General features: G+C 74.3%; 15 protein-coding genes and 2 pseudogenes. 4 read left to right on the forward strand and 13 right to left on the reverse strand.

All coding sequences use genetic code 11. The annotated features are described in order from the left end of the window. The 6 genes and pseudogenes from E1283_RS38725 to deoC all read right to left on the reverse strand — a co-directional run. Window positions 1-128, reverse strand: a pseudogene (locus tag E1283_RS38725) (aldo/keto reductase); the annotation flags it as partial. 19 nt (window positions 129-147) lie between these two features. Continuing rightward, window positions 148-1,014, reverse strand: a pseudogene (locus E1283_RS13725) (erythromycin esterase family protein); the annotation flags it as partial. Window positions 1,015-1,122: 108 nt separating this feature from the next. Further along, a complete protein-coding gene (locus tag E1283_RS13730) occupies window positions 1,123-1,947 on the reverse strand; it encodes a maleylpyruvate isomerase N-terminal domain-containing protein (protein ID WP_132818294.1) in 825 nt (274 codons plus the stop codon). 123 nt (window positions 1,948-2,070) lie between these two features. Beyond that, a complete protein-coding gene (locus E1283_RS13735) occupies window positions 2,071-2,946 on the reverse strand; it encodes an aldehyde dehydrogenase family protein (protein WP_132818295.1) in 876 nt (291 codons plus the stop codon). Next, on the reverse strand, window positions 2,939-4,369 hold the full coding sequence (locus tag E1283_RS13740; RefSeq protein WP_132818296.1) for an aldehyde dehydrogenase family protein: 1,431 nt from the start codon (window positions 4,367-4,369) through the stop codon (window positions 2,939-2,941). The genes E1283_RS13735 and E1283_RS13740 overlap by 8 nt, the downstream gene beginning before the upstream one ends. A 26-nt stretch (window positions 4,370-4,395) precedes the next feature. Further along, on the reverse strand, window positions 4,396-5,358 hold the full coding sequence (gene deoC / locus E1283_RS13745; RefSeq protein ID WP_132818306.1) for a deoxyribose-phosphate aldolase: 963 nt from the start codon (window positions 5,356-5,358) through the stop codon (window positions 4,396-4,398). A 79-nt stretch (window positions 5,359-5,437) separates the two neighbouring features. On the opposite strand from deoC, the gene E1283_RS13750 reads away from it, so the two are divergent. Continuing rightward, window positions 5,438-6,079 (forward strand): PH domain-containing protein, encoded by a 642-nt coding sequence (locus E1283_RS13750; protein ID WP_132818297.1) that lies wholly within the window; start codon window positions 5,438-5,440, stop codon window positions 6,077-6,079. A gap of 27 nt (window positions 6,080-6,106) precedes the next feature. Here the strand turns inward: E1283_RS13750 and E1283_RS13755 are convergent, their stop codons facing one another. The 3 genes from E1283_RS13755 to E1283_RS13765 all read right to left on the reverse strand — a co-directional run bounded on the left by E1283_RS13755 (window position 6,107) and on the right by E1283_RS13765 (window position 10,003). Further along, window positions 6,107-7,780 carry a phospho-sugar mutase gene (locus E1283_RS13755; RefSeq protein WP_132818298.1) on the reverse strand — a complete coding sequence of 558 codons (1,674 nt, stop codon included), beginning with the start codon at window positions 7,778-7,780 and terminating at the stop codon, window positions 6,107-6,109. Continuing rightward, entirely contained in the window at window positions 7,780-8,580 is an 801-nt protein-coding gene (locus E1283_RS13760; RefSeq protein WP_132818299.1) for a purine-nucleoside phosphorylase, read from the reverse strand. Before E1283_RS13760 ends, E1283_RS13755 begins: the two co-directional genes overlap by 1 nt. Window positions 8,581-9,565: 985 nt before the next feature. Next, the gene (locus E1283_RS13765) at window positions 9,566-10,003 is read right to left on the reverse strand and encodes a gamma-glutamylcyclotransferase family protein (RefSeq protein WP_132818300.1); all 438 of its coding nucleotides are present in this window, start codon (window positions 10,001-10,003) and stop codon (window positions 9,566-9,568) included. Between the two features lie 108 nt (window positions 10,004-10,111). Here E1283_RS13765 and E1283_RS13770 point away from each other — a divergent pair, with 108 nt between their 5' ends. Beyond that, a complete protein-coding gene (locus E1283_RS13770) occupies window positions 10,112-11,554 on the forward strand; it encodes an NAD(P)H-quinone dehydrogenase (protein ID WP_207930389.1) in 1,443 nt (480 codons plus the stop codon). Window positions 11,555-11,723: 169 nt separating this feature from the next. Continuing rightward, on the forward strand, window positions 11,724-12,599 hold the full coding sequence (locus E1283_RS13775; RefSeq protein WP_481906693.1) for a DeoR/GlpR family DNA-binding transcription regulator: 876 nt from the start codon (window positions 11,724-11,726) through the stop codon (window positions 12,597-12,599). A gap of 63 nt (window positions 12,600-12,662) precedes the next feature. Here the strand turns inward: E1283_RS13775 and E1283_RS13780 are convergent, their stop codons facing one another. Next, window positions 12,663-12,860 (reverse strand): DUF397 domain-containing protein, encoded by a 198-nt coding sequence (locus E1283_RS13780; RefSeq protein WP_132818302.1) that lies wholly within the window; start codon window positions 12,858-12,860, stop codon window positions 12,663-12,665. A 225-nt stretch (window positions 12,861-13,085) separates the two neighbouring features. Continuing rightward, window positions 13,086-14,864, reverse strand: coding sequence for an acetyl/propionyl/methylcrotonyl-CoA carboxylase subunit alpha (locus tag E1283_RS13785; RefSeq protein WP_132818303.1), 1,779 nt, complete (start codon window positions 14,862-14,864; stop codon window positions 13,086-13,088). A 309-nt stretch (window positions 14,865-15,173) separates the two neighbouring features. Here E1283_RS13785 and E1283_RS13790 point away from each other — a divergent pair, with 309 nt between their 5' ends. Then, the gene (locus E1283_RS13790; RefSeq protein ID WP_207930390.1) at window positions 15,174-15,671 is read left to right on the forward strand and encodes a hypothetical protein; all 498 of its coding nucleotides are present in this window, start codon (window positions 15,174-15,176) and stop codon (window positions 15,669-15,671) included. On the opposite strand, the gene E1283_RS13795 is transcribed toward E1283_RS13790, so the two are convergent. Beyond that, window positions 15,603-16,229, reverse strand: coding sequence for a nucleoside triphosphate pyrophosphatase (locus E1283_RS13795; RefSeq protein ID WP_132818304.1), 627 nt, complete (start codon window positions 16,227-16,229; stop codon window positions 15,603-15,605). The genes E1283_RS13790 and E1283_RS13795 overlap by 69 nt on opposite strands. A gap of 101 nt (window positions 16,230-16,330) precedes the next feature. After that, window positions 16,331-17,059 (reverse strand): ABC transporter ATP-binding protein, encoded by a 729-nt coding sequence (locus E1283_RS13800; RefSeq protein WP_132818305.1) that lies wholly within the window; start codon window positions 17,057-17,059, stop codon window positions 16,331-16,333. Between the last annotated feature and the right edge of the window lie 144 nt (window positions 17,060-17,203).

Genomic DNA, 17,203 nt, shown 5'->3' on the forward strand with positions numbered 1-17,203 from the left:
AGGGCCACGTAGCGGGCCTTGTTCTCGCGGGTGGAGAAGTCGAGGGAGGCTTCGAGGCGGGCCGGTGAGATGTTGGAGGCGCCGATCTCGCGGACCTTGCCCTCGCGGACGAGGTCGTCGAGGGCGGGCCGGGCCGACCTCGCGGGTGAACAGGACGGCGTCGAACATGCCGCGGAGCGAGCCGCCGGACAGCCGGTGGTCGGCCGCGGCCCGGGGATCGTAGTCCGGGCCGATCAGCCGCACGCTGGTCGGGGCGTCGAGCCAGCGCCGCACGGCGGGCGGCGGCGCGACCGGCCGCAGGTCGAGCAGGCAGCCGTCCCGCCCGGCGGCGCCCAGGGCCGCCTCGGCGAAGTCCGGTGGCGGGGCCGGGACGTGGGCCGGGATCGCGCCGTGGTGGAACGTCAGGCCGAGGGACACGAAGCCGGTGCCGAGGCGGTCCCGCAGATGGCCGCCGGCCGTCCGCGCCGGGCTGGTGACGGCGGTGTGGGCGAGGCCGCCCCAGTAGGCCACGCGGTCGCCGGCGCGTTCGCGCGGGCCGAGGGCGTCCTCGGCCAGGGAACGTTCGAGGGCGGCGCGGTCGGCGGCCGGGACCCGGCCGACCGAGCCGGCCAGGCGGACGGGGTCGGCGGGATTCCGGGTGTTGTGCTCCCGCAGCCACCGGATCGCGGCCAGCACCTCCTCGGTCCGCCAGAACGCCCGCGCGCCGGCCAGCGCGGCCCGCGGGTCGCCCCCCGCGCCGGTGGCGACGTACGCGTCGAGCCCGAGCCTGGCGGGATCGTCGCCCTCCAGCACCACCGTGCGGAAGCCGAGTTCCTCGACCAGCAGCCGCACGACCCGGTGCGCGGCCTCGGACAGCTCACGCGTCTCCCGGCACGCGACGCCGACCGCCACCACCCGCGCGTCGCCCACGACGGCCGCCAGCGGTCCCGGGGCCTGGGATGACGCCCCGGTGTCCGGGACGAGCGGACGGGCGTGGCGATCGATCCAACGGACCACCTCGGGCTCGACGTCCATGACCGACTCCCTGCTCGTGCTCGTGCGCGCCCGCTCGCCGCCGGCCGGCGGGCGTGGGAACGTCAGCCTCGAACATCGAGTGGGCTTGAGGTCAAGACGGGCCGCGGGTCAGTAGACGATCGACACGATCCGGAGGGCCGCCGCCGCGAGGTCGTGGTCGCCGTCGACGCGGGCCCTGGCCAGTGCCGTGTCGGGCTCGACGCTCCGGACGCAGAGCCGCCACGCCGTCTCGGGGTCGATCGTGACGATCGTGTCCGGCTCGGCGACGGGCGGTTCGGCGAGTGACCAGCGGCCGCGGCCGACGGCGGTCACCGTCCAGGTCGACCCGGCCGGGCCGGTGGCGGAGAGGCGGAGTTGGGTGCCGGCCGGGGCCACGACGTCCCGCAGCGTGTGCGGGAGCGCCCGCATGAAGGTGTCGAGGACCACCGAGAAGGGGCGCGGTTGGGGGTCCGTCCGCTGGCCGATGACGTGGCGGATCTGCTGGCGGTGCGCCCAGTACTCGGTGAACTCGCGGGCCGCGTCCAGCCAGCCGGGCGCCGGGACGGCGCCGGCCCAGGAGACGCCGAGGGCCGGGCGGAACGGGTCGCGGGTCTCGAAGTGGTCGGCGACCTCGGGCGCGGCCTGGTCGATGGCCTCCACGAGGGCCACCGAGCCGCGCTGTCGGTGGCTGTCCACCCACTCCTGGTTGATCCGGTGGATGAACGCTTCGAGCGGCTCGTCCGGCGCCGGCGCGCGGCGCTCGCGACGGCCGGGTATCCGGCCGAGGTAGTCGCCGAGCAGGTGTGCCGCCAGGTCGTGCACGCTCCAGCCCGGCACCACCTCCCTGCCCCACTCCGCCGGCGTCAGGTCACGCAGGGTGGCGTACAGCGCCGCGTGCTCCGGCCTGAACAGTGGACGTGCGTCGATCGGCGGGCCGAGCCAGGCATGCTCCATGCTCCGAGCCTGCCAGCGTAATTGTGCGTCGGCCAGGGTTTTGCCAACTCACGCCCGGCGCACTCGGGTTGCGGGGTCGCCGGCAGGCCGCCCGCGGGGCGCGACCGCGCCGCGGGCGGCGGCTCACACGCCGATGGGGTGCCAGACCGTCTTGGTCTCCAGGAACGCCGTCAGCCGCCCGGTGCCCGGGTCCGCGGTGAAGTCCTCCGCGGTACGCGGGCGGTGGATCCGCTTCAGGGTCTCGGCGGCCGCCGCCTCCAGGTCGACCGCGAGGTCGGGGGAGGCGCCGGTGAGGTCGAGCGCGTTCACGTCCTGGTGGCCGGCCAGCGGCGGGCCGAGCTCGGCGGGCCGCCCGGTGAGGACGTTGACCACGCCGCCCGGCAGGTCGGAGGTGGCCAGCACCTCGGCCAGGGTGAGCGCCGGCAGCGGCGCCGCCGGATCGGCGACCAGCACCGCCGTGTTGCCGGTGGCGATCACCGGCGCCAGCACCGAGACCAGCCCGAGCAGCGGCGAGCCGACCGGCGCCACCACCGCGACCACGCCGGTCGGCTCGGGCGACGACAGGTTGAGGTACGGGCCGGCGACCGGGTTGGTGGCGCCGGCGACCTGGGAGATCTTGTCGGTCCAGCCCGCGTACCAGACCCAGCGGTCGATCGCCGCGTCCACCGCGGCGGCCGCGCGGTCGGCGTCGACGCCCTGCGCCTCGGCCAGCTGGATCCGGAACTGGTCGTGCCGGCCCTGGAGCATCTCCGCGATCCGGTAGAGGATCTGGCCGCGGTTGTAGGCGGTCGCGCCCGACCACTTCGGGAACGCCTTGCGGGCGGCGACCACCGCGTCGCGGGCGTCCTTGCGGGAGGCGAGCGGGGCGTTGGCCAGCCAACGGCCGTCCGGTGTGGTCACGTCGTAGACCCGTCCGCTCTCGGAGCGGGGGAACGCGCCCCCGATGAACAGTTTGTAGGTCTTCAGGACGCTGAGGCGGGCAGCGGAGGTGTCAGACATCGAGGTAGGGCTCCAGTCCGTGTCGGCCTCCCTCGCGGCCGTAGCCGGATTCCTGGTAGCCGCCGAAGGGTGAGGTGGGGTCGAAGCGGTTGAAGGTGTTGGACCAGACGACGCCGGCGCGCAGCCGCTGGGCCATCCACAGGATGCGGGAGCCCTTCTCGGTCCAGACGCCGGCCGACAGGCCGTACGGGGTGTTGTTGGCCTTGGCGACGGCCTCGTCCGGGGTGCGGAAGGTCAGCACCGAGAGCACCGGGCCGAAGATCTCCTCGCGGGCGATGCGGTGCGCCTGGGTGACGCCGGTGAACAGCGTCGGCGGGAACCAGTAGCCGGTGGACGGCAGGTCGCAGGGCGCCGTCCAGCGGGTGGCGCCCTCGGCGTCCCCGGTGTCGGCCAACTGCCGGATGCGCGCGAGCTGTTCGGGCGAGTTGATGGCGCCGATGTCGGTGTTCTTGTCCAGCGGGTCGCCGAGCCGCAGCGTGCCGAGCCGCCGCTTCAGCCGCCCCAACAGCTCGTCGGCGACGGACTCCTGGACCAGCAGCCGGGAGCCGGCGCAGCAGACGTGGCCCTGGTTGAAGAAGATGCCGTTCACGATGCCCTCGACGGCCTGGTCGAGCGGCGCGTCGTCGAAGACGATGTTGGCCGCCTTGCCGCCGAGTTCGAGGGTGAGACGGCGGCCGGTGCCGGCCAGCGAGCGGGCGATGGCCCGCCCCACCGAGGTGGAGCCGGTGAACGCCACCTTGTCGAGGCCCGGGTGGGCGGCCAGCGCGGCGCCGGTGGTGCCGTCGCCGGTGACGACGTTGACCACCCCCGCCGGCAGGCCGGCCTGCCGGCAGATCTCGGCGAACCGCAGCGCGGTGAGCGGCGTGGTCTCGGCCGGCTTCAGCACCACCGTGTTGCCGGTGGCCAGCGCGGGCGCGACCTTCCAGGCCAGCATCAGCAGCGGGAAGTTCCACGGGATGATCTGGCCGGCCACGCCCAGCGGGCGCGGGTTCGGACCGAGGCCGGCGTGCGGCAGCTTGTCCGCCCAGCCGGCGTAGTAGAAGAAGTGCGCGGCGACCAGCGGCAGGTCGGTGTCCCGGGTCTCGCGGATCGGCTTGCCGTTGTCCAGGGTCTCCAGGACGGCCAGCTCGCGGGCCCGCTCCTGCACCAACCTGGCGATCCGGAACAGGTACTTGGCGCGCTCGGCGCCGGGCAGCGCCGACCAGCCGGGGAACGCGGCGCGGGCGGCGGCCACCGCCGCGTCCACGTCGGCCTCGCCGCCGTGCGCGACCTCGGACAGCACCTCCTCGGTGGAGGGCGAGACGGTCTTGAAGGTGCGGCCGTCCGCCGCCTCACGGAACCCGCCGTCGACGAACAGGCCGTAGGACGGGGCGATCTCGGCGGTCGCCCGGGACTCGGGCGCGGGGGCGTACTCGAATTTCATGATCTCGTCAGTCCCACTCAGTCCACTCAGTCCACGGTCACGTAGTCGGGCCCGGAGTACACGCCGGTGGTCAGCTTCTGGCGCTGCATCAGCAGGTCGTTGAGCAGGCTGGAGGCACCGAAGCGGAACCAGGCCGGGGCCAGCCAGTCGTCGCCCGCCGTCTCGTTGACCAGCACCAGGTAGCGCAGCGCGTCCTTCGCGGTGCGGATCCCGCCGGCCGGCTTGACGCCGACCTGGCGCCCGGTGGCGTCCCGGAAGTCGCGCACCGCCTCCAGCATCAGCAGGGTGTTGGCCGGGGTGGCGTTGACGGCGACCTTGCCCGTCGACGTCTTGATGAAGTGCGCGCCGGCCAGCATCGCCAGCCAGGACGCGCGGCGGATGTTGTCGTAGGTGGCGAGCTCGCCGTTCTCCAGGATGACCTTGAGGTGCGCGTCGCCGCACGCCTCGCGCACCGCCCTGATCTCGTCGAAGACCTCCAGGTAGCGGCCGGCGAGGAAGGCACCCCGGTCGATCACCATGTCGATCTCGGTGGCGCCGGCGGCCACCGCCTCGGCCGTGTCGGCCAGCTTGACCGAGCGGGCGGCCCGGCCGGCCGGGAAGGCCGTGGCCACCGAGGCGACCTGGACGCCGGTGCCGCGCACCGCCTCGGCGGCGACGCCCGCCAGGTCGGAGTAGACGCAGATGGCGGCCACGGACGGCACGGTGCGGTCGGTCGGGTCCGGGCTGACGCCCTTGGCGCAGAGCGACCGCACCTTCCCCGGGGTGTCCGCGCCCTCCAGGGTGGTGAGGTCGATCATCGAGATGGCGAGGTCGATGGCGAACGCCTTGGCCGTGGTCTTGATCGACCGGGTGGCCAGGGTCGCGGCGCGGCCTTCGAGGCCGACCGCGTCGACGCCCGGCAGGCCGTGCAGGAAGCGGCGCAGCGCGGAGTCGGTGGCGGTCACGTCCGCCACGTCGGCCGGGGCCAGCGCGGGTGCTGGAGATGGCATGCTCACCAGATCAGCATATCTACGCGCGTAGTGACCTGTCACTACGGTGGCGGACGCTCCGTCCGGCAGAATCGGATACATGAGTGAGTCCCAGACCTACGCCGACCGCGTCTACCGGTCGCCGGCGGCCATGGCGGCCGGTGCGCTGCTGCTCGGCCTGGCCGGCTGGCTGGGCGGCGACGCCATCCTGCGCGGCGACGGCCGCACCCCCGTCACGGCCGCGGCCACGCTGCTGTTCTTCGCGCCCCTGGTGATCGCCTTCACCTTCAGGCCCGCCGTCTTCGCCTCCGACGAACGGCTCCGGGTGCGGAACCCGTTCCGCACCATCACCACCCCCTGGGCCGCCGTCGAGCGGGTCGACGCCCGGTACTCGACGGAGTTCGTGGCCGCCGGCAACCGCTACCAGATGTGGTCCATCCCCGTCTCGCTGCGCGCCCGCTCCAAGGCCACCCGGCACAACGAGGACATCGCCGCCGGCCGCACCCCGAGGGGCCCGCTGCCCTTCGGCCTCGGCGGCGGCGGCGCGGCCTCGGCCGGCCCCGCCGACAACCTGCCGCGCACCGCGCCCGGCGACGTGGCGGTCGCCGAGCTGCGCGAGCTCGCCGAGCGGCAGGCGGACCGCGAGGCCCCCGAGGGCGCGGTCACGGTCCGCTGGAGCTACGAGATCCTGGCCCCGCTCGTGGTGGGCGCGGTCGGGCTGCTCGTGCTCTGGATCGTGTGACGACGGCCACACCGCGGGACCGAGGGATCAGACGCCGGCCGCCGCCGCCAGATCGCGGCGGATCGCGGCCAGCGCCTCGGTAGCGGCGGCGCGGGCCGCCGGCAGGGCGGCGCGGTCCGACACCGGGACCACCACCTCCAGGTAGCACTTCAGCTTCGGCTCGGTGCCCGAGGGGCGGACGACCACCCGGGCCGACGCCACCTCGCCGGAGCCGGCCAGGGTGTAGCGCAGGCCGTCCGTCGGCGGCAGCTCGGCCGAGCCCGCGCGCAGGTCCTCGGCGCCGGCCACCGGCAGCCCGCCGAGGGCGGTCGGCGGGGCCTCGCGCAGCCGGGTCATGGCGTCGGCGATCAGGCCCAGGTCCGCCACCCGCACCGAGAGCTGGTCGGTGGCGTGCAGGCCGTGCTCCCACGCGATGTCGTCCAGCAGGTCGGTCAGCGTGCGGCCACCGGCCGCCCGCAGCTCGGCCGCCAGCTCGGCGAGCAGCAGCGCCGCGGTGATGCCGTCCTTGTCCCGCACCCCGGCCGGATCGACGCAGTAGCCCAGCGCCTCCTCGTACCCGAAGGCCAGCCCGGGCACCCGGCCGAGCCACTTGAAGCCGGTCAGCGTCTCCCGGTACGGCAGCCCGGCCGCGGCCGCGATCCGGCCCACCAGCGAGGCGGAGACGATCGACGCCGCGAAGGTGCCGCGCACCCCGCGCCGCACCAACCGGGTGGCGAGCAACGCGCCCACCTCGTCGCCGCGCAGCATCCGCCAGCCGCCCTCGGCCGCCGCGTCGGGCACGCCGGCGGCGCACCGGTCGGCGTCCGGGTCGTTGGCCAGCACCAGGTCGGGGCCGACCGCCCGGGCCCGGGCGAACGCCAGGTCCATCGCGCCCGGCTCCTCCGGGTTCGGGAAGGCGACGGTCGGGAAGTCCGGGTCGGGCTCGGCCTGCTCCGGCACGTCGACGGGGGCCGGGAAGCCGGCCCGGGCGAACGCGTCGACGAGGGTGGCCCGCCCGACGCCGTGCATCGGGGTGTAGACGACCGAGACCTCCCGGGGCCCGCCGGGGGCCAGCGCCGCGCCGCTGCGGGCCACATAGGCGTCGACGACCTCCTCGCCCAGCACCTCCCAGCCGGTCGCCGGACGGTCGACGCCGGCCAGCGGCCCGACGGCGGCGATCTCGGCGGCGATGTCGGCGTCGGCCGGCGGCACGATCTGGCTGCCGTCGCCCAGGTAGACCTTGTAGCCGTTGTCCCGCGGCGGGTTGTGGCTGGCGGTGACGACGACGCCGGCGACGGCCCCGAGGTGGCGGATCGCGAACGCGACGACCGGCGTCGGCAGTGGCCTCGGCAGCAGCGCGGCGCGCAGCCCGGCGCCGGTCAGCACGGCGGCGGTGTCCCGCGCGAAGTCGGCGCTGCGGTGCCGGGCGTCGTAGCCGACGACCACGAGCCCCGGCGCCGTGCGCTTCAGGTACCCGGCGAGGCCGGCCGCCGCCCGGATCACCACGGCCCGGTTCATCCGCCTCGGCCCGGCACCCATCTCGCCGCGCAGCCCGGCCGTGCCGAACTCCAACGTGCCGGCGAACCGGTCGGCGACGGCCGCGACGTCCCCGGCGTCCAGCAGGGCGGCGAGCTCGGCACGGGTCTCCGGGTCCGGGTCCTCGGCGAGCCAGCCCCTGGCACGGGCGAACAGCTCCTCCGGCGTCTCCTCGGCCCCGCTCATCACAGCCGCCCCAGCACCTGGGCGAGCAGGCTGCCCATCCGGGTCGCCGAGTCGCGGCCGGCCTGGAGGACCTCCTCGTGGTTCAGCGGCTCACCGGTGATGCCGGCGGCCAGGTTGGTGACCAGCGAGATGCCGAGCACCTCGGCGCCGGCCTCACGGGCGGCGATGGCCTCCAGCACCGTCGACATCCCGACGAGGTCGCCGCCGAGCGTCCGCACCATCCGGATCTCGGCCGGCGTCTCGTAGTGCGGCCCCGGGAACTGCACGTACACGCCCTCCTCCAGGGAGGCGTCGATCTCGCGGCAGAGGGCCCGGAGCCGGGGCGAGTACAGGTCGGTGAGGTCGACGAAGTTGGGCCCCACGATCGGGGAGGTGCCGGTGAGGTTGATGTGATCGCTGATGAGCACCGGCTGCCCCACGGCCATCCCGGGCCGCAGCCCGCCGCAACCGTTGGTCAGGACGACGGCCTTGGCGCCGGCCGCGACCGCGGTACGGATGCCGTGCACGACGGCGGCGACCCCCCGGCCCTCGTAGTAGTGGGTGCGGCCGAGGAAGACGAGGACGTGCTTGCCGCCGATCCGGTGGGAACGGACTCTGCCGGCGTGCCCCTCGACGGCCGGCGGCGGGAATCCGGGCAGCTCGGTGACGTCGAACTCGGTTTCCGGGCGGCCCAGTTCGTCGGCGGCGGGCAGCCATCCCGACCCCATGACCAGCGCGACGTCGTGGCCGGCCACCCCGGTCAACTCGCGCAGCCGCGCCGCTGCGGCGTTGACCGTGTCGTCAATCTCAGATGCGTTCACGCGACGAGCGTATCCGGTGCCGGCCTACGCGCGTAGAGGCGGGACGGACGTGGCCGTCCTTCTCGTCCCGGCCGCGGGGCGGGTACGGCCGGCGGCCGGCGTGACGCGGTGCGACGCGGCGCTTCCCGCCGGGTGGGTGGGGCGCAACGGCCTTCCGCCATCCGGCGGTTGGCCCGCGGCCCGCCGGGCCGCGCCCCGGATGCGGGGACGCCAACCGCCGCTCCACGTCGGCACCTTGGCGGCCCCTGTCGGGGCGCTCGACAGCGGGCCGCCCGACGCCCTTTCGCGGCGGTCCCGCCGCTACGCGGTACGGGTGCCGGGCCTGTCCACCCCTCCGGGGCGAGCCGGCGCCCTGCGGCGGGCCCAAGCTTGTTCCGGCGGGAGCTCCTTCGGGCGGTGCCGCCGCCAGGGCGGTGCGGATGCGGGCTCGGCCCGGCCCTGTTCGCTCCTTCGCGGCGAGCCGGCGCGCCTAGGCCGGTGCTAGCGGAGCCCCTTCAGAGCGCTCCAGCCGTCAGGTGGCGCAGGTGCCGGTCCTGGTCCGGCGGTCCTTGTCCGCCTCTCGGGGGCGAGCCGGCGCTCCTCGCCGTGCCCAGGCCTGTTCCGGCGGGCCCTCCGGGTGCGGGTGCCGGGTCTGTCCACCCCGTCGCCCTGCCCGAGTCCGTGCGGGCGGGGGCTCCTTCGGCCGGGCCGCCGTCGGGCGGTGCGGGTGCCGGGCCTGGCCCGGTGGTCTCTGGCTGCCCCTTCGGGGCGAGCCGGTGTCCTGCGCGGAGCGCAAGCCGGTGCCGGCGGGGGCTCCTTCGGCCGGGCCGCCGTCAGGCGGTGTGGGGGGTCGGGCTCCGGCCCGGCGGTCCCTGGCCGCCCCTTCGGGGCGAGCCGGTGCCCCGCGCGGAGCGCAAGCCGGTGCCGGCGGAGGCCCCTTCGCGGCGCTCCAGCCGCCAGGCGGTTTGGCGCTCCAGCCGCCAGGCGGGTGCGGCCGCCAGGCGGCTCAGCAAGGCCGTTTGCGGAGTTCCATCACGTAGTCGTGCGGCGCGCCCGCCGAGTCCGCGGCGTCGGCGATCTCGCCGAGGTAGCGGGCGGAGGGGAGGCCGCCCTCGTAGGCGTTGAGGACGTAGCCCCAGGCCGCGACGTCGCCGTCGAGGGTGTGGACGCGGAGGCGGGTGCGGCGGTAGATGCCGAGGCCGACGCCCTCCCAGCGGTCGAGCGCGTCCTCGTCCATCGGCGCGATGTCGTAGAGGGTGACGAAGACGTCGGAGATCGGGTCCTCGACGATCGTGGCCAGGGCACCCTCCCAGCCCATCTCCTCGCCGCCGAAGGTCAGCCGCCAGCCGGTGAGCCAGCCGGTGACGCGCAGCGGCGAGTGCGGGGCGCGGCGGGACATCAGCCGGGGATCGAGGTTTCCGGCGTATGCGGCGTAGAGCGACATGGGACTGAGCGTACGGGAGAGGCGGGGGTGACCGGCCGAAGCGGCGGGCGCGGGCGGCCGGTGGGGGCCGCGCGGGAGATTCGACCGGTCGTACGAGACACTGGATATGTGACTCGGATCGTGATCATTGGTGGCGGACCCGGCGGCTACGAGGCGGCGCTCGTGGCGGCGCAGCTCGGGGCGGAAGTGACCATCGTCGACCGCGCCGGTCTCGGCGGGGCGTCGGTGCTGACCGACTGCGTGCCGTCGAAGACGCTGATCGCCACGGCCGAGGTGATGACCGGTTTCGACTCCTCGCACGAGGAGCTCGGCATCGAGATAGACCACGACGGGGACGGCGTAGGCGACGAGGTGCGCGGCATCGGGGTCGACCTGGGCCGGGTCAACCGCCGGGTGAAGCGGCTCGCGCTCGCCCAGTCGCACGACATCACGGCGTCGGTGACCCGGGCCGGCGTCCGGGTGGTGCGGGGGCGTGGGTGTCTGGAGCCGCCGCAGGGGCCGGTGGGTTCCCGGCGGGTCACGGTGGTGGAGACGGAGGACGGCGTCCCGCTGGAGCTGGAGGCCGACTGCGTGCTGATCGCCACCGGCGGGCAGCCGCGTGAGCTGCCGGACGCGCGTCCGGACGGTGAACGGATCCTGACGTGGACGCAGGTCTATGACCTGAAGGAGCTGCCCGAGGAGCTGATCGTGGTCGGCTCCGGGGTGACGGGTGCCGAGTTCGCCGGCGCCTACCAGGCGCTCGGCTCCCGGGTGACGCTGGTGTCCTCGCGGGACCGGGTGCTGCCGGGCGAGGACCCGGACGCGGCGGCCGTGCTGGAGGACGTCTTCCGGCGGCGTGGCATGAACGTGATGGCCCGTTCGCGGGCGGCGTCGGTGAAGCGGGTGGGCGACCGGGTCGAGATCACGCTGACCGACGGCCGGACGATCTCCGGCACGCACTGCCTGATGGCGGTCGGCGCGATCCCGAACACCTCGGACATGGGTCTCGAGGAGGCCGGCGTCAAGCTCAGGGACTCGGGCCACATCTGGACGGACAAGGTGTCGCGGACGACGGCCCCCGGGGTCTACGCGGCGGGCGACTGCACCGGCGTGCTGGCGCTGGCGTCGGTGGCGGCCATGCAGGGCCGGATCGCGATGTACCACTTCCTCGGCGACGCGGTGGCCCCGCTCGACCTGAACACGGTCTCGGGGAACATCTTCACCGATCCGGAGATCGCCACCGTGGGCTACACCCAGTCCGACGTGGACGAGGGCCGGATCGACGCGCGGGCGGTGAAGCTGCCGCTGCTGCGTAACCCGCGGGCCAAGATGCAGGGCGTGCGGGACGGCTTCGTCAAGCTGTTCTGTCGGCCGGGCACCGGGATCGTGGTGGGCGGCGTGATCGTCGCGCCGCGGGCCAGCGAGCTCATTCATCCGATTTCGATCGCGGTCGACAACAGTCTGACGGTGGAACAGATCGCAAAAGCGTTCACTGTGTACCCGTCTCTGTCCGGCTCGATCGCCGAGGCCGCCCGGCAGCTCCACAACCACAGGACGGGCGAGGAACAGTAGGCACAGGTCAGCGCGTGTATCGCAAACAAGGGCGCACGGGCGCATAGCACGCCTGGGGCGTGCGCACAGACAACTTCGGAAATTCCCCGCAACCTGCTGAAAGCAGACGGTCGTTCAGGTTACTGTCAGTTCCGTGTTCGCTGCTGAACGTCGTCAGATGATTCTCGAAATGGTGCGGGCCAATGGGGCGGTTTCGCTTCGGGAGCTCGCCCGGGTTGTCCAGACCTCCGAGGTGACCGTGCGGCGCGACGTGCGCGCGCTGGAGGCCGAAGGACTGTTGGACCGCAGGCACGGTGGTGCGGTCCTCCCCGGCGGCTTCACCCGGGAGTCGGGCTTCCCCCAGCGGGCGATGGCCGCGACCGCGGAGAAGACCGCCATCGCGGAGTACGCGGCCGGCATGGTGCGGGAGGGCGAGGCCATCGTGGTGGGCGCCGGCACCACCACCCAGGAACTGGCGCGCCGGCTGGCGCGGGTGCCGGGGCTCACGGTGGTGACCAACTCGCTGCTGGTCGCGCAGGCGCTCGCGCACGCCAACCGGGTCGAGGTCGTGATGACCGGCGGCACGTTGCGCGGCTCCAACTACGCGCTCGTCGGCAGTGGCGCCGAGCAGTCGCTGCTCGGCCTCCGGGTCAGCAGGGCCTTCCTGTCCGGCTCCGGGCTCACCGCCGACCGCGGGCTGTCCACGTCGAACATGCTGGCCGCCAGCGTCGACCGGGCCCTGGTGCGCGCGGCGGCCGAGGTGGTGGTGCTCGCCGACCACACGAAGCTCGGCATGGACACGGCCTTCCAGACCGTCCCGTCCGACCACATCGCGCAGTTGGTGTCGGACCAGCCGCCCCCGGCGGCGGAGGGCGACAAGGCGGCCGGAGTGCTGGAGGCGCTGGCCGCCCAGGGGGTCCGCATCGCCCTGGCGGGCGCCGGCGGCGGCCCGGCCGGTGGCGGCGCCGCCAAGCACCCGGGGGAGCCGCCACCGCCGCCGGCGGGGGGCCGTCGTGACGTGCCGCTGCCGCGCGGCACGCGGCTGCTGCGCAGGCTCGACGGCTGACCTCCGGCGCGGCGGCCGCTCGGAGCGAGCGGGCTCGGAGCGCACGGGCTCGGAGCGAGCCGCTCAGAGCGAGGTGAGGAACGCCTGCCAGGAGCGGCGCGGGAAGACCAGCACCGGCTTGCCGGGACCCTTGCTGTCCCGCACGGGCAGCGCCTCGGTGTGCCCTCTCGCCACTTCGACGCACTCGCCTCCGTTGCCGTTGCTGTAGCTGGACCTGCGCCACGATGCCGCCCGCAGTTCCGACTCCCGGAGTAAGTACATCGCCGATCGTCCTCCATGCCCTTGGAAAACACGCCGGTTGACGCCCCATGCGAAGGCGCCGCGTCACGATACGGTCACGACGCGAGAGCAGATGGTAGCGAAAGTGCGTTCGGCATATGTAGGCGGGTGGACACGGAGCGCACAGTGAAGACACCCGGCCCCCGCGCTCGGTGTCGCGGGGGCCGGGCAACGTGCCGAATCGTTCGGCCTGTTCAGTCCTTCTGTTCAGTCCTTGATCTCGCAGATCACCGCGCCCGAGGACAGCGAGGCGCCGACCTCGGCCTTGAGGGTGGTGACGGTGCCGGCGCGGTGGGCGTTGATCGGCTGCTCCATCTTCATGGCCTCCAGCACGATCACCAGCTCGCCCTCGGAGACCTGCTGGCCCTCCTCCACCGCGACCTTCACGACCGTGCCCTGCATCGGCGAGGCCAGCGCGTCGCCGGTCACCCCGGCGCCGGCCCGCTTGCCCGGCTTGCGGCGGGCCGGACGGGCGCCGCCCGCGACCGCGGCGCGCGCCAGCGGCATCGCCAGGGTGGCCGGCAGCGACACCTCGAGCCGCTTGCCCGCGACCTCGACCACCACGGTCTCGCGGACCGCGCCCTCCGCGTCCGCGGCGGCGCCCTCGCTGTCGTACGGCTCCAGCGTGCTGACGAACTCCGTCTCGATCCACCGGGTGTGGACCCGGAACGGCTCGCCCTCCAGGCCCGCGACCTCGGGCGCGAACGCCGGGTCCTTCACCACCGCGCGGTGGAACGGGATCACCGTGGCCATGCCCTCGACCCGGAACTCGGCCAGCGCGCGCGCCGCCCGCTCCAGGGCCTGGCGCCGGGTGGCGCCGGTGACGATCAGCTTGGCCAGCATCGAGTCCCAGGCGGGGCCGATCACCGAGCCCGACTCGACGCCGGTGTCCACCCGCACGCCCGGGCCGAGCGGCGGCACGAACGTCGTCACGGTGCCCGGCGCGGGCAGGAAGCCGCGCCCCGGGTCCTCGCCGTTGATCCGGAACTCGATCGAGTGGCCGCGCAGTTCGGGGTCGTCGTAGCCCAGCTCCTCGCCCTCGGCGATGCGCAGCTGCTCCCGCACCAGGTCGATGCCGGTGACCTCCTCGGAGACCGGGTGCTCCACCTGGAGGCGGGTGTTGACCTCCAGGAAGGAGATCGTGCCGTCCTGGCCGACGAGGAACTCGCAGGTGCCGGCGCCGACATAGCCGGCCTCGCGGAGGATGGCCTTGGACGCGCGGTACAGCTCGGCGTTCTGCGCGTCGCTGAGGTACGGCGCGGGGGCCTCCTCGACCAGCTTCTGGTGCCGGCGCTGCAGGGAGCAGTCACGGGTGGAGACGATGACGACGTTGCCGTGCTGGTCGGCCAGGCACTGGGTCTCGACGTGCCGCGGCCGGTCGAGGTAGCGCTCCACGAAGCACTCGCCGCGCCCGAAGGCGGACACGGCCTCGCGCACCGCGGAGTCGTACAGCTCGGGGATCTCCTCCATGGTGCGGGCGACCTTGAGGCCGCGGCCGCCGCCGCCGAAGGCGGCCTTGATGGCCACCGGCAGGCCGTACTCGGCGGCGAACGCGAGCACCTCGTCGGATCCCGACACCGGGTCGGTGGTGCCGGCGACCAGGGGCGCGCCGGCGCGTTGCGCGATGTGACGGGCGGCGACCTTGTCGCCGAGCGAGCGGATGGCGGCCGGCGGCGGACCGATCCAGTTCAGGCCCGCGTCGATCACGGCCTGCGCGAACTCCGCGTTTTCGGACAGGAATCCATAGCCGGGGTGGACGGCGTCCGCGCCGGCGTCGGCGGCGGCCTTGAGTACCTTCTCGATGTCCAGATAGCTGGCGGCCGGGGTGTCACCGCCCAGCGCGAACGCCTCGTCGGTCGCGCGGACATGCAGCGCGTCCCGGTCCGGCTCGGCGTAGACGGCCACGCTGGCGATGCCGGCGTCCCGGCATGCCCGGGCGACCCGGACGGCGATTTCGCCGCGGTTGGCGATGAGCACCTTGCGCACGATGGCTCCCTCCTCGGAACAAGGGGATTTTAGGTACTGGCGACACCTCGCAACGAGTCGCCCACAGGGGTGACCTTGCCCACACGGGCGGTGAGCGGAGCGCGCCCGTCCGGCGAAAATCCTTGCTGTCCCAAGGTACGCGCCTTGCTGGCCTTTGCCTTGGGATTCCTGGGGCGGACTGAAACTCGGGTACTCCGAGACATCAGAGGCCCCTTGGCTTTGTGGGAACCCCATAACGCTCCGCGTGATTCTTTGCCGTCTGGACGAGGGGGGTTGCCGTCCGCTTTACCCGGCAGTAGCGTGCGCCGCGTGAACCGGGGCAGACGAGGCGTGGCCGCGGTGGCGGCGGTGGTGGTCGTGGGCGCGGCGGTGGTCCTCGGGCTGCTGCACTGGATTCTCGGGCTGACGGCCGAGCGGCAGGAGATGTCCGTGGGTGGCGTGTCCACCACGGCGATCAGTCTCTCGGCATGGGTGGGCGGCGGGGCGCTGGCCGCTTTCCTGGTGCTGTGCGGCGCGCTGCTGGCGCGCGTCTCGGTGACGGACCGTCCGCCGCGCCGGCTCGCGCGGGTGGCGCTTGTGGGCGGGGCGGTGGTGCACGCGGTGCTCGGTGCGTTGGCCGTGGGGCTCATGGGGTGGACGGCGTTCACCGGGATGATGGTGATCTTCACGCTGATCGTCCTGACGCTGACGCTCTACCCGGCCGTTCCACCACCCGCGTTGGCCGTGGCCGCGGGGCCGTCAGGCCCAGAGGTCGGTGACGGCGATGCCGAGACCGTCGAGCAGCAGCCGGCGCAGCAGCGGGAGTGAGAGCCCGATCACGTTGCCCGGGTCGCCCTCGATGCCGTCGACGAACGGTGCCGAGCGGCCGTCGAGCGTGAACGCCCCGGCCACGTGCAGCGGTTCGCCCGACGCGACATAGGCGGCGATCTCGTCGTCGGTGGGCTCGCCGAAGTGGACAGTGGTCGACGCCACGCCGCTCGCCCGCCGGCCGTCGACCGTGTCGATGAGGCAGTGCCCGGTGCGGAGCACGCCGGCGCGGCCCCGCATGGACTTCCAGCGGCCGATCGCGGCCTCGGCGTCGGCCGGCTTGCCGAGCGGGCGGCCGTCGAGCTCCAGCAGCGAGTCGCAGCCGACGACCAGCGCGCCGGCCGCCTCGGGCCGCGCGGCGACGGCGGTGGCCTTCGCGTCGGCCAGCACCCGCACGAGCTGGCTCGGCGTCTCGGCGGTCAGCGCGTCCTCGTCGACCCCGCTGACGACCACCTCGGGGGCCATCCCCGCCTGCCGCAGCAGCCCCAGACGGGCGGGCGACCGCGAGGCCAGCACGAGTCGTCTCCTGGGCGTGGCGCGGGGCGTCGTGGACGTCATGGCCGCCAGCGTAACGGGCGCCCCGGTCCCACAGCGCCTGGAGTACCGGTCCCAGCCGCTCGCCGCGGTGCGGCGCGGTGCGGCGCCGACGGCCGCTGGCGCTATGTCATCGACAGCCCCTTCGGGGGCACGGCCTCCGACGGGGGCTGACCGCCCACCGGCCCGCTGACCTCGATCCGGCCGGCGGTGATCCTGGCCACCCGCTCGGCACGGCGGGCCAGGGCGCTGTCGTGGGTGACCATGACGAACGTCAGGCCGAGCTCGCGCCACCGGCGCTCCAGCACGTCCATGACCTCGTCACGGGTGGCCTCGTCGAGGTTGCCGGTGGGCTCGTCGGCGAGCAGCACCTGCGGGTGCTTGGCCAGTGCCCTGGCGATGGCGACGCGCTGCTGCTGGCCGCCGGAGAGCTCGCTCGGCAGGTGCTGGGCCCGCTCCGCGAGCCCGACCGAGTCCAGCGCCTCGGCCGCCCGCCGGCGCCGCTCGGCGGCGCGGAGCCCGAGCGGGACGAGGGCGGTCTCCACGTTCTCCTGGGCGGAGAGGGTGGGGATGAGGTGGAACCCCTGGAACACGAAGCCGATCCGCTCGGCGCGGAGCCGGGTGAGTTTCGCCTCCGAGAGGCGGCTCAGATCGGTGCCGTCGAGGACGACGCTGCCCCGGCTGGCCCGGTCGAGCCCGCCGAGCAGCTGCAACAGCGTGGACTTGCCGCCGCCGGTCGGCCCCTGGATGACCAACCGACTCCCGCTCGGCACGGTCAACCCCACCGCGTCGAGCGCGGTGACGGTCGCCTTGCCACGGCGGTACTCCTTGGTGACGTCGGTGAGTTCGTACATGTCCTTCAGCGCTTCCTTCTGTCTGTCGTCCGAGGGGTGTTCCCCACCGACCCGCCCGGTCCGCGCGGACCGGGCGGACCGGCGAGTGGTCGTGCGCCGGCCGGCGGCCGGGCCGTCCGCGCCGCGCGCGGGGGAGGGCGGGTG

It is taken from the genome of Streptomyces hainanensis (assembly GCF_004348415.1).
Taxonomy (GTDB): Bacteria; Actinomycetota; Actinomycetes; order Streptomycetales; family Streptomycetaceae; genus Streptomyces; species Streptomyces hainanensis.

What these genes read in the sequence shown, in the direction of transcription:
- E1283_RS13765 (WP_132818300.1), bottom strand. Translation starts at nt 10,003, where the DNA reads ATGTCGCTCTACGCCGCATACGCCGGAAACCTCGATCCCCGGCTGATG.
- E1283_RS13780 (WP_132818302.1), bottom strand. Translation starts at nt 12,860, where the DNA reads ATGTACTTACTCCGGGAGTCGGAACTGCGGGCGGCATCGTGGCGCAGG.
- E1283_RS13740 (WP_132818296.1), bottom strand. Translation starts at nt 4,369, where the DNA reads ATGAAATTCGAGTACGCCCCCGCGCCCGAGTCCCGGGCGACCGCCGAG.
- E1283_RS13735 (WP_132818295.1), bottom strand. Translation starts at nt 2,946, where the DNA reads ATGTCTGACACCTCCGCTGCCCGCCTCAGCGTCCTGAAGACCTACAAA.
- E1283_RS13775 (WP_481906693.1), top strand. Translation starts at nt 11,724, where the DNA reads ATGGTGCGGGCCAATGGGGCGGTTTCGCTTCGGGAGCTCGCCCGGGTT.
- E1283_RS13795 (WP_132818304.1), bottom strand. Translation starts at nt 16,229, where the DNA reads ATGACGTCCACGACGCCCCGCGCCACGCCCAGGAGACGACTCGTGCTG.
- deoC (WP_132818306.1), bottom strand. Translation starts at nt 5,358, where the DNA reads ATGCCATCTCCAGCACCCGCGCTGGCCCCGGCCGACGTGGCGGACGTG.
- E1283_RS13755 (WP_132818298.1), bottom strand. Translation starts at nt 7,780, where the DNA reads ATGAGCGGGGCCGAGGAGACGCCGGAGGAGCTGTTCGCCCGTGCCAGG.
- E1283_RS13750 (WP_132818297.1), top strand. Translation starts at nt 5,438, where the DNA reads ATGAGTGAGTCCCAGACCTACGCCGACCGCGTCTACCGGTCGCCGGCG.
- E1283_RS13800 (WP_132818305.1), bottom strand. Translation starts at nt 17,059, where the DNA reads ATGTACGAACTCACCGACGTCACCAAGGAGTACCGCCGTGGCAAGGCG.
- E1283_RS13730 (WP_132818294.1), bottom strand. Translation starts at nt 1,947, where the DNA reads ATGGAGCATGCCTGGCTCGGCCCGCCGATCGACGCACGTCCACTGTTC.